At 35.1% G+C, this 11,413-nt stretch carries 8 protein-coding genes; 5 read left to right on the forward strand and 3 right to left on the reverse strand.

Features of this window, described 5'->3' with window-relative positions:
* The first annotated feature begins 1 nt into the window (after window position 1).
* The 3 genes from FVB9532_RS05420 (at window position 2) to FVB9532_RS05430 (ending at window position 4,785) form a co-directional block, all read left to right on the forward strand.
* Window positions 2-1,648 carry a glycoside hydrolase family 16 protein gene (locus FVB9532_RS05420; protein ID WP_150544183.1) on the forward strand — a complete coding sequence of 549 codons (1,647 nt, stop codon included), beginning with the start codon at window positions 2-4 and terminating at the stop codon, window positions 1,646-1,648.
* Between the two features lie 80 nt (window positions 1,649-1,728).
* Window positions 1,729-4,017 carry a beta-glucosidase BglX gene (bglX, locus tag FVB9532_RS05425; protein WP_150544184.1) on the forward strand — a complete coding sequence of 763 codons (2,289 nt, stop codon included), beginning with the start codon at window positions 1,729-1,731 and terminating at the stop codon, window positions 4,015-4,017.
* Window positions 4,018-4,020: 3 nt separating this feature from the next.
* A complete protein-coding gene (locus FVB9532_RS05430; protein ID WP_150544185.1) occupies window positions 4,021-4,785 on the forward strand; it encodes a glycoside hydrolase family 16 protein in 765 nt (254 codons plus the stop codon).
* Between the two features lie 68 nt (window positions 4,786-4,853).
* Here FVB9532_RS05430 and FVB9532_RS05435 read toward each other — a convergent pair whose 3' ends face one another.
* From FVB9532_RS05435 to FVB9532_RS05445, 3 genes are all read right to left on the reverse strand, one after another.
* On the reverse strand, window positions 4,854-5,207 hold the full coding sequence (locus FVB9532_RS05435; RefSeq protein ID WP_150544186.1) for a hypothetical protein: 354 nt from the start codon (window positions 5,205-5,207) through the stop codon (window positions 4,854-4,856).
* Window positions 5,208-5,242: 35 nt separating this feature from the next.
* Window positions 5,243-5,458: a hypothetical protein gene (locus FVB9532_RS05440; RefSeq protein WP_150544187.1), complete on the reverse strand. Its 216-nt coding sequence runs from the start codon at window positions 5,456-5,458 to the stop codon at window positions 5,243-5,245.
* Window positions 5,459-5,581: 123 nt separating this feature from the next.
* Window positions 5,582-6,757, reverse strand: coding sequence for a 3-deoxy-D-manno-octulosonic acid transferase (locus FVB9532_RS05445; RefSeq protein ID WP_228482255.1), 1,176 nt, complete (start codon window positions 6,755-6,757; stop codon window positions 5,582-5,584).
* 173 nt (window positions 6,758-6,930) lie between these two features.
* Between FVB9532_RS05445 and FVB9532_RS05450 the strand changes: the two genes are divergently transcribed.
* Window positions 6,931-8,058 (forward strand): DegT/DnrJ/EryC1/StrS family aminotransferase, encoded by a 1,128-nt coding sequence (locus FVB9532_RS05450; protein ID WP_150544189.1) that lies wholly within the window; start codon window positions 6,931-6,933, stop codon window positions 8,056-8,058.
* A gap of 136 nt (window positions 8,059-8,194) precedes the next feature.
* Window positions 8,195-11,413: FIDD domain-containing protein (locus FVB9532_RS05455; protein WP_194716489.1), on the forward strand; the 3,219-nt coding region annotated here is incomplete at its 3' end.

Consider the following 11,413-nt stretch of genomic DNA (forward strand, 5'->3'; position numbering starts at 1 on the left):
TATGAAAAAAATATATAATTCAACAATTTTAATGCTTTGTATTCTGGCAACTTGTTTTTACGGTTGCGAAGAAGAATATGAGTTTGGAGATGTAGAAGCACCCTCTAATTTAACATTAGAAGCAACTGTTCTGAATACCTCAGAAGAATTTCCTTATGGAGATGGGAGTGGAGAGGTGATGTTTAATGCTCAGGCTGATAATGCTATTACTTATGAATATTTTTATGGAGATAATACGTCAGAAATTGTTTCTGATGGTAAAGTAACCTATGGGTTTAAATCCACAGGGGTTCATGATTATATCGTAACTGTAATTGCTAAAGGTCCTGGAGGAAGTAGTACAAGTAAAACCACTACAGTAACTGTTTTTAGCGCTTTTGAAGATCTAGAAACACAAAATTATTTAACAGGCGGAGCAAGTAAGACTTGGTATGTAGCAGCAGCTTTACCTGGACATCTAGGAGTAGGTCCAGCGAATACAGCAACACCGGATTATTATTCAGCAGCCCCTTTTGAAAAGGAAAGTGAAGGATGTTTTTATGATGATGTTATGATATTTTCAGAACAAAATGGAAACATAACATACGTTCAAGACAATCAAGGAGCAACTTTTTTTAATGTAGATTTCCTTAGCGTTGGTGGTGGCGGAGGTGATCAAGACCAATGTTTAGGTTTTGATACTTCAGGAGAAAAAGCTGTTAATCTTTCTGCTGCTAGTTCAAGTGTGCCGGCAGATCAAACGACAGGTACACAAATAATAATTGCAGATGGTGGTTTTATGGCTTATTACATAGAACCCAACGCTTACGAAATACTTGAAATTTCGGATGATTATATGTACGTCCGAGCTATCCCTGGATCAAACTCAGAACTGGCTTGGTACTTGAAATTTACTACAGATCCTGCTGGAGGTGGAGGTAATTCTGGTAACGATTTTGAAACAGAATTCCCTGGAGATTCTCCTGAAGAAGCTGCTTGGTCTCAAGAATTTGATGGAAGTTCATTGGATACAGATTTCTGGAACTACGAAATTGGTAATAATAATGGTTGGGGGAACGGTGAAGTCCAATATTATACAGATCAAAATACTGAGGTAAGCGATGGTACTTTAAAAATAAATGTCATAGCTGAAGAAATAGAAGGCTTTAATTACTCTTCTGCTAGAATTACCACACAAGATAAGTTTGAATTTCAGTATGGTAGAATTGAAGTAAGAGCCAAACTTCCGTCAGCGGGAGGAACTTGGCCTGCCATTTGGATGCTAGGGGAAAATTTTGATACGGTAGATTGGCCAACCTGTGGGGAAATCGACATTATGGAACACGTAGGTAATAACCTAGGTGAAGTTTTAGGAACTCTACATTTTCCTGAAAATTCTGGAGGTAATGGAGTTTCTCAAGGAACTTTCGTAGAAAACGTTGCTACAGAATTCCATAAATACTCTATGGAGTGGACCGAGGATCATATTGTTTTCTTAGTCGATGATGAACCTTTTCATGAGTTTACCGATATGGAAGGCACACCCTTTGTAGATCACGAGTTTTTCTTAATTCTTAACGTGGCAATGGGAGGAACTTTAGGAGGAGATATAGATCCTAACTTTACACAGGATGCGATGGAAATTGATTACATAAGAGTATATCAATAGTGTAAAATTTGTTTTCATATTTTAATAGCAGAAAAAGGCAGGAAATTCAATTAGCCTGCCTTTTTCATTTTCAATTTCAGATGAAGAAAAATTTATTAGTACTCATTGTGGGTTTAATGCTAAGCTTGAATGCCTGTAAGGTTTCAAGTCAATCTAAGAAGTCGCCACAACAAGAAAAAAATATAGAGCAGAGAGTAGATTCTGTACTGGCCTTAATGACACTTAAGGAAAAAGTAGGTCAAATGGTTCAATACAACGGAAGTTGGGATGTTACCGGTCCAGCTACAGGAACTACCAACGAGAAAAAACTAGAACGCTTAAAAAAAGGACTGGTAGGCTCCATGCTAAACGTTGTTTCCGTAAAAAATACACGGGAAGCACAGCGTTTAATCATGGAAAATTCTAGGTTGAAAATTCCTTTGATTTTTGGTTATGATGTTATTCATGGATATCAAACTATGTTTCCCGTTCCATTAGGTGAAACTGCAAGCTGGGATATGGATTTAGCTGAAAAAACAGCCGCTGCAGCCGCTAGGGAAACTGCAGCTTCAGGGGTTCACTGGACATTTGCTCCCATGATGGATGTTTCCCGTGATGCACGTTGGGGTAGAATTATGGAAGGAGCCGGAGAAGATCCTTTTTTAAACTCGAAAATTGCTGTAGCACGAATTAATGGTTTTCAAGGATCAGATTTAGCCAGTGCAAAAACAATTGCTGCCTGTGCCAAACATTTTGCGGGCTATGGTTTTGCAGAAGCCGGGAGGGATTACAATACCGTAAATATTGGTATTTACGAATTACAAAATATTATTTTACCTCCATTTAAAGCCGCTGCAAATGCTGGTGTTGCCACTTTCATGAACTCTTTTAATGAGATCGATGGTATTCCTGCCACCTCAAGCAGTTATTTGCAACGGGACTTGTTAAAAGAAGACTGGAACTGGAAAGGTTTTATCGTTTCCGATTGGGGCTCTATTTCAGAAATGATTTCACACGGAATTGCAAGAAATAAAAAAGAGGCTGCTTTATTAGCTGTAAAAGGAGGGAGCGATATGGATATGGAAGGCGGAGCTTATGAAAGTTCTTTGATTTCTCTAGTTGAAGAAGGAAAAATTTCTGAAGATTTAATCGATGATTCGGTAAAAAGGATTCTACGGGTCAAATTTTGGTTAGGACTTTTTGATGATCCTTATAAGTATTGTAATGAATCTTTTGAAAAGAGTGAAGTTTATTCTAATAAAAATCAGCAATTAGCCCTAGAAGCTGCAAAGAAATCTATTGTGCTATTGAAGAATGAAAACAATATTCTTCCTATCCAAGATAAGGTGAAATCTATAGCAGTCATTGGGCCTTTGGCTAACGATAAAGATTCTCCTTTAGGAAACTGGCGGGCACAAGCCATTCAAAATTCAGCGGTTTCTGTGTTAGAAGGAATTAAAAAACACGCTCCAACCTCAATAAAAATAAACTATGCAGAAGGAGCAAAGCTAAGCACCGGAGAGCGCAATTTTCTTTCTCCATTAACCATCAATGAAAATGACAAGTCTGGTTTTGAAGAAGCTAAAAATTTAGCTAAAAATTCAGATTTGGTAATTTTAGTAGTAGGGGAAGATGCATTTCAATCTGGTGAAGGAAGAAGCCAAACCAATATTGGATTTTTAGGAGTTCAAAATGAACTGATGAAAGAAATTCAGAAAGTGAATAAAAACGTAGTGATGGTTTTAATGAACGGGAGACCCATGGATTTAACTTGGAGCGATCAAAATATTCCAGCTATTGTAGAAACTTGGTTCTTAGGCTCACAACATGGGAATGCCGTGGGAGAAGTTTTATTCGGAAAATACAATCCTTCAGGAAAGCTTCCGGTTTCTTTCCCTAGAAATGTAGGGCAAGAACCTTTGTATTACAATCAGAAAAGTACGGGAAGACCCAATGAAAATTCAGAAGTAACCTATTCACATTATACCGATGCCGATCGGGATGCTTTATTTCCTTTTGGTTTTGGATTAAGCTATACCAATTTTGAATACGGAAAAATTCAGCTTTCCAGTGATTCTTTTTCTGGTTCCGAAGAAATTAAGGCTTCCATAGAAATTAAAAATACCGGAAAAATGGCTGGAGAAGAAGTGGTTCAGCTTTACATCAGGGATTTATTTGCTAGTATTACAAGACCTATTAAAGAATTAAAGGGTTTTGAGAAAATATACCTAGAACCGGGAGCGTCTAAAAAAGTAGAATTTACGATTGATAAAGAATTGCTGAGTTACTTTGGAAGGGATAAAAAATGGGGCACAGACCCCGGTAAATTTTATTTATTCATTGGTCCCAATTCAAGAGACCTTCAACAAGTAGAATTTCAATATAAATAGAAAATGAAACAATTAATTATCAATCTTTTAGCAGTCTGCGGAATTGTTTTTTCTGCTTCTGCTCAAAATGGGAAACTTATCTGGGAAGAAACTTTTGCCGGAGATAATTTAAATATGGAGAATTGGAGTTACGAGGAAGGTGATGGTTGTCCAAACCTTTGTGGCTGGGGAAATAATGAGCGCCAAATATACCATAAAGATTGTGTTGAGGTGAAAGATGGGATGCTCATCATTACGGCCGATAAAGAGGGTGATAACTATTATAGTGGTAAGATAAACTCTAAAGATAAGTTTGAATTTAAGTACGGTACAGCCGAAATCAGGGCAAAAGTTCCCGGAGGTCAAGGCTTATGGCCGGCAATTTGGATGTTGGGTAATAATATTAGCGAAGTAGGCTGGCCTGCATCTGGTGAGATTGATATTATGGAGTTTGTAGGTAGAAAACCAGATACTATTTATACTTCTTTACATACGCCAGCCAGTCACGGAGAAACTATTAATTCTAAGCAAACAAGAGTAGAGGATTTAACAGCAGATTTCCACACTTATAAAATAGATTGGGATAAAGACGCTATTACTTTTTATATTGATGATAAAAAAGTGTACACCTTTTCACCTAAAGAAAAAAATGATGAGACTTACCCATATCGCCATCCATTTTATTTTTTATTGAATATGGCAATAGGAGGGAATTTTGGAGGACCTGAAGTTGATGATTCCATTTTTCCGCAGCAGTTTTATATAGATTACATTAGAGTTTACCAATAGTAAATTTCAGGCATAAAAAAACCTCTTCAATTCGAAGAGGTTTTTTTATTTCTAGTTAAAAGTTAGAATTACATATCGTCGTTTCCTTCAACTTCGTCTTCTACTTCTTGAGCTCCTTTTTTAACAGCATCACCTGTTTCTTTTGCACCTTTTTCGATAGCATCTCCGGTTTCGTTAGCGGCGTTTTCGATAGCATCTCCCGTATCTTCTGCTGCTTCTTTAACATCATCCATGGCACTATCTGCGTCGTCGTCAAGGTCGTCCATTTCATCTTCCATATCATCACCGGCTTCTTCCATATCGTTTTCCATCTCATTGGCTTCCTGCTCCATTTCATTTTCTGCTTTTTCTGTATTTCTACAAGCAGTGAAAGTGGTTGAAAAAGCGAATAACATAACTAAAAATAAAACTGATTTCTTCATGATTTTTGGTTTTTAAATTAATTTTTAATAATTGATTAGTTATCGTCTCCTATTTCATCTATTTTTTTGTCAATCTCTTTATTGACTTCACTGTCAACTTTCTCTCCGGCACGTTCTAAAATGCCTTTTTCTTCTTTTTTCTCTTTTACTTCAACTTCCCTTACGACTTCTTTAGTTTTTGTTTCTTCCCTACAAGAAGTAAAAGCAAGTAATCCGCATATAAAACTTAGTGTTAAAAAAGTTCTTTTCATAGTTATATACAATAGTTAATAATGGCTAAAGTATATATTTTAACATTTGTGCTATAAGATTGAATGATAAATTTTTATTAAAATTCTAATTTTAGTATGATTTTGTAGATGAAATCTTAAAAATTAGAGCAATTTTTCTCTTGATATATAGCTCATTACCTTATTGGTGGCTCCTGTATTGCTTAATATGAAGTCTTTACAAATTTGCCCCTTTTTGGTTCGGAATGATTCATTTTGAACTAAGGTGTTCAATTCATTTTTAAATTCACGATAATTTGAAATAGCAGTTAAGCCTTCCAGTTTTTGTAAAATTTTGGCTTCTGGGAATTTTTCAAAATGATTACCTATAATTAAAGGAGCTCCAAATACAGCTGGTTCTAAAATATTATGTAATCCTGTAGTTCCTATAGCTCCACCTACGTAAGCTATAGTTGCTTCACTATAAACCTTGGTGAGCAAACCTATGGTGTCTAAAAGTAAAACATCATATTCTTTAAGATCTATATGTTGATCTTTAAATTCAGAATAAAGAATCACTTTTTTGTGAATATTATTTTTGAGCTGATTTATTTTTTCGGAATGTATTTGATGTGGGGCGATAATATATTTAACCCGATGTGAAGTCTCATTAATGTAAGTTGAAATATATTCTTCTCCTTCCGGCCAGGTACTACCAAAAACGATGCAAGGAAGATTGTTTTTGAAATTTTGAACGAAACTAAGCGAGTTGTCCATTTTGGTTTGAAGAAAAACACGATCAAAACGGGTGTCGCCACTTACCATGGCATTGTGAACTTTATTCTCTTTTAAGCTTTGTAAAGACTCCTCGTTTTGAACAAACAAATAGTTGAAGCTTTTTACTGCATTCAGTAAAAACTTACCATAACTTTTGAAATAAATTTGATTGCTTCGGAAGACCCCTGAAATTAATAAGCTTGGGATTTGGTGTTGTTTTAATTCAGTTAGAAAATTAGGCCAGATTTCATACTTAATAAATACGGCTAGTTCAGGTTGAACCAATTGAATAAACTTTTTAGCATTTTTTGGGGTGTCCAAGGGTAAATAAAAAACGTAATCTGCAATGGAATTATGCTTTTTTACTTCGTAACCCGAAGGCGAGAAAAAAGTAACCAAAAGTTTATAATCGGGATACTCTTTTAAAATCTCTTGCATAATGGGTAATCCCTGCTCATATTCTCCTAAAGAAGCCGCATGAAACCAAACAATTTTTTGATGAATTAGGTTGGCAGTGGTTAATTCTTTGAAAAGTGTTTTTCTTCCGCTAGAAAATTTTTTCAATTTTTTACTGAATAACCCCACTAGCGGAAGCGCTATTGTTTCAGTGAAAAGGATTAAAAAATCGTAGATAAACTTCAACAGGATTAAATTTCTTGCTAAAATAAAGCTTTAGCCAAAAAATAAATGGCTATAGCTTCTTTATTTCTTATTTTCGTAGCAAGAAAATTGAAAGGATGAAAAAAATTCAGATGGTAGACCTTAAAGGTCAGTATGAAGAAATTAAAGATCAAGTAGATTCGTCTATTCAGAATATTATAGAGAATACCTCTTTTATTAATGGACCTGAGGTTCATCAATTTCAAAAGGAGTTAGAAGAATATTTAGACGTAAAACATGTGATCCCGTGTGGTAACGGAACCGATGCTTTGCAAATTGCTATGATGGGATTGGGCTTAAAGCCCGGTGACGAAGTGATTACTGCAGATTTTACCTTTGCTGCTACAGCAGAAGTGATTGCCCTTTTAAATTTAACCCCTGTATTGGTAGATGTAGATGCAGATTCATTTAATATAAATGTAGAAGCTATCAAAGCAGCGATAACTCCCAAAACAAAGGCGATTGTTCCAGTGCATCTTTACGGCCAACCGGCCAACATGGAAGAAATCTTGAAAATTGCAAAAGAACATAACCTTTATGTAATTGAAGATAATGCACAGGCTATAGGAGCAAATTATCATTTTGAAGATGGTACGGTTAAAAAAGCTGGAACTTTGGGTGATGTTGGAGCAACTTCTTTTTTTCCTTCTAAAAATTTAGGAGCTTATGGAGACGGGGGTGCAATTTTTACCAATAACGATGAGTTAGCCCATACCATTAGAGGGATTGTGAATCATGGCATGTACGAAAGGTATCATCACGATGTAGTGGGGGTGAATTCTAGATTAGATAGTTTTCAGGCAGCGGTATTAAAAGCTAAATTACCGTTGTTAGATAAATATAATTCAGCAAGGAGAAAATCTGCCAAACTTTATTCTGAAGCTCTAAAAAGCAATGAGAATATTATTACTCCGAAAATTATAGGGGAAGAAGATACTCATGTTTTTCATCAATATACCATTAGAGTAACTAATGGAAAGCGTGATGAGTTGGCAAAAACCTTCCAAGAAAATAATTTACCTTTTGGGATTTATTATCCTATTCCGCTTCACCTTCAAAAAGCCTATCTTGATGAGCGTTATGAAGAAAGTAAGTTTCAGGTAACCAATAAATTGGTGAAAGAAGTGATTTCTTTACCTATGCATACAGAATTAGATGAAGAACAGATAGCGTATATTACGTGTGTGATTAATAAAGTAGTGTAGTTTTAAAACAGTAATTCATCAAAAAAACCGCCTAAGAAATTTTTCTTAGGCGGTTTTTTTATAAAAATTAAAAAAAATATTAGGTGTTTCAGTTATTTAATTGTTATAGTTGTAAATGCTTTTAAACCAACGGATCATGAAAAATTATTACTTATCAATTTTAGTGCTTATTTTTACTATATGTAATGAAGTTGTTCTTGCTCAAGATATTTTAATAGGAGATACAGAATATATAGAAACATGTTCTGGTAATTTTTATGATAATGGGGGGGCTTCAAACATGTATAACGATAATGGAGGGGTCCCTCAGGTAATAACTATTTGTGCAGATGGAGATCAACGGATACAAGTAGATTTTTCTTTATTTTTAATGGCCAGTAACCCTGGTGATTATTTATACATCTACGATGGTGATAATACAAATGCTCCTTTAATTGGTGAGTATACTGGAGGAGTCAGTCCAGGAACTGTAACTGCTGGAGGTAATAATCCTTCTGGATGTATAACTTTTGAATTTATAGGTGATGGATCAATATCACCTTTACCGGGTTGGGAAGCAGAAATTTCTTGTTTGCCTCTTTGTTCTCAATCGGATATAGATATTACCGGAATTACACCTTCAATTTATTCTAATTTGGTTTATGAAACTTATTACGGGCAAACACTCTCTTTTAGTGGAGAGGAAACCTTATTGGATACCTCGGAAGGAGAGATTACTTATACTTGGGATTTTGGGAATAACGTTGTTTTGAATGGTTTAAATGTTAATTATACTTATGATAGTTCAGGAACTTATACCGTTACTTTAATTGCTGAACAAAATGGATGTCAATACCAAGATTCAGTTACCGTTGAAGTAATAGATAATAACGATTTCTCACTTTACCAACAATTTAATGGTAAATATGATTTTACAGCTATAGGTAACACACTTAATATGGGATGGAACGGTTCTTTTATGAATTGCACCCCTTTAACTTCTTCAAGTGCAAGTTTGAGTTTGAATCCCGGACAAACAGTTGAAGCAGCCTATTTATATTGGGCAGGAGCTGGAACTGGAGATTTTGAAGTAAGCTTAAATGGTGAAGCTATAACATCAGAAAGAAATTTTAGTGCAGTTATTCAAACCACCGCCAATTATAACGTATTCGGAGCTTTTGCAAATGTTACGGATATAGTAATGTCTACAGGGAATGGGCTTTATACATTTTCGGATATTGATTTGCAGGATGGTTTTACAGCTAATTGTAGCAATGGATTAAATTTTGGTGGATGGTCTATTATTATTGTTTATGAAGATCCTAGTCTAGATTATAACCAAGTAGGAATTTATGATGGGTTTCAATTTGTGAGTTCAAATAATCCAGATTTAGACATTTCGTTATCTAATTTTGAAGTTATTGATACTGAGGGAGCTAAAATAGGATTTTTGGCTTGGGAAGGAGATGTGTCTACGGCTATTAATGAAGAGCTTAACTTCAACGGTATAGCTCTAAGTAATTCCCTAAATGAATCGGATAATGCATTTAATGGAACTAATAGTTATACAGGAGAAACAAATGTATATTGTATGGATTTGGATTTTTACGATATTTCAAATTACATAAATATAGGAGACACTAATGCAACAGTTAATTTGCATACAGGTCAAGATGCCGTTATCGTACATAATATAGCTATGGTCATTAATAGTGAACTTCCGGACGCGACGGTAGAAATTGATGATATTACTGGTGATGAAATTTGCGGTAATGATGAGATGGAAGTACAGTTTACCGTTTATAATACGAACAGTACGAAAGCATTGGCCGCAAATACTCCAATAAAAATTTATTTGAATGGAGAAGAGATAACATCAGTAAACCCTTTATCAACCCAGAATGAAATCCCAATAGACGGTTCTGAAAATCAAACAGTAACCTTTACAATTCCTTCAGAAATTGCACCCAACCCTTCTGAACCAGATTATATCTTAAATATATCTGTAGATCCGGATAATGAGGTGCCAGAAACCGATGATGATAATAATGTTTATACCGAAGAATTAAATCTAACAAATACTATTCAATTACCTGAAAATACTTTGCTTAACTCGTGTGAGGATGTAAACGGAATGGCGGTTTACGATTTGACAATTATAGAATCAGGGTTACCAACTCAATATACTACTACTTTTTACCCTACTGAGAATGATTTAAATAACAATACAAATATTATTGATAATACATCAGCTTACATAACCAGTGATGATGCTGTTTTTCTCGCCATAAGTTTAGAAGAGTGTTTTGATTTTGTTCAGATTACATTAGAATCTTATGCAACTCCACAAATTATAGAAGTGCAGGATATCGAACTGTGTGATTCCGGTCAATCAACTATTTTATTCGATTTAACCCAGAACACACCTTTAGCATTGGGAGGCCAAAGCGGAGAACAATTTATGATAAGCTATTATGAAACCGAAGCAGGGGCACAATTGGGGGAGGATCCTATTTCAGATACAGAGGAATATGAAATATTGGGTTCTTCCCAAACCATCTATATAAGAATAGAAAATGTAGACCATCCCGAATGCTATGAAATCAGTGAATTTGAAATCAGTTTAAATGAAATCCAGATAGGTGCTGCCGCTAATCTTCAAGAATGTTCCCCTAATGAAATAGCAATATTTGATTTAACACAAAATACAGGTCCGGTACTCAACGGTCAAGACCCCAATGAATATTCAGTTATCTACTATGAAGACCAAGCTTCTGCAGATCTAGGTACATCATCAGCCATCAATACTCCATCTAATTATGCGAGTACATCAAGCTTGCAAGAAATATTTTTAAGGATACAAAATGATGCTAATCCAGATTGTTACTTGACAAGCAGTTTTATGATTGAAACTTTTTTAGATGGAAGTCAGTTAAATTCGCCTCAACCTATTTACGGATGCGATAATGGTGTAGATGATAGTACGGTAAATTTAAATCAAAATACAGTAGTCATTTCTGAAGGTGAGAATAACTCAGAAGCTTTTAATATATCTTATTATGAAACACTAATAGCTGCAGAAGATGGAGTAGGGGAAATTATTGATACAGAAAACTACAATCCGTTAAATAACAGTCAGGTTATATATGTACGAATAGAAAATAATTTAAGTGAAAACTGTTTTACAATTTTAGAATTTGATATAGAGATAACCAGTGTAGAAATAGGCGAAGTGAGTAATAAGTTTACTTGTCAAGAAGAAGGATCACAATTCGGAACCTTCGATCTGACGCAGAGCAATATAGAGGCATTAGCAGGCCAGAGTGCAGGTTTGTATACGGTATCGTATTATGCGGGAGAGTCCTCCCTTGACAAT

Source organism: Mesonia oceanica, from assembly GCF_902499555.1.
Classification (GTDB): Bacteria; Bacteroidota; Bacteroidia; order Flavobacteriales; family Flavobacteriaceae; genus Mesonia; species Mesonia oceanica.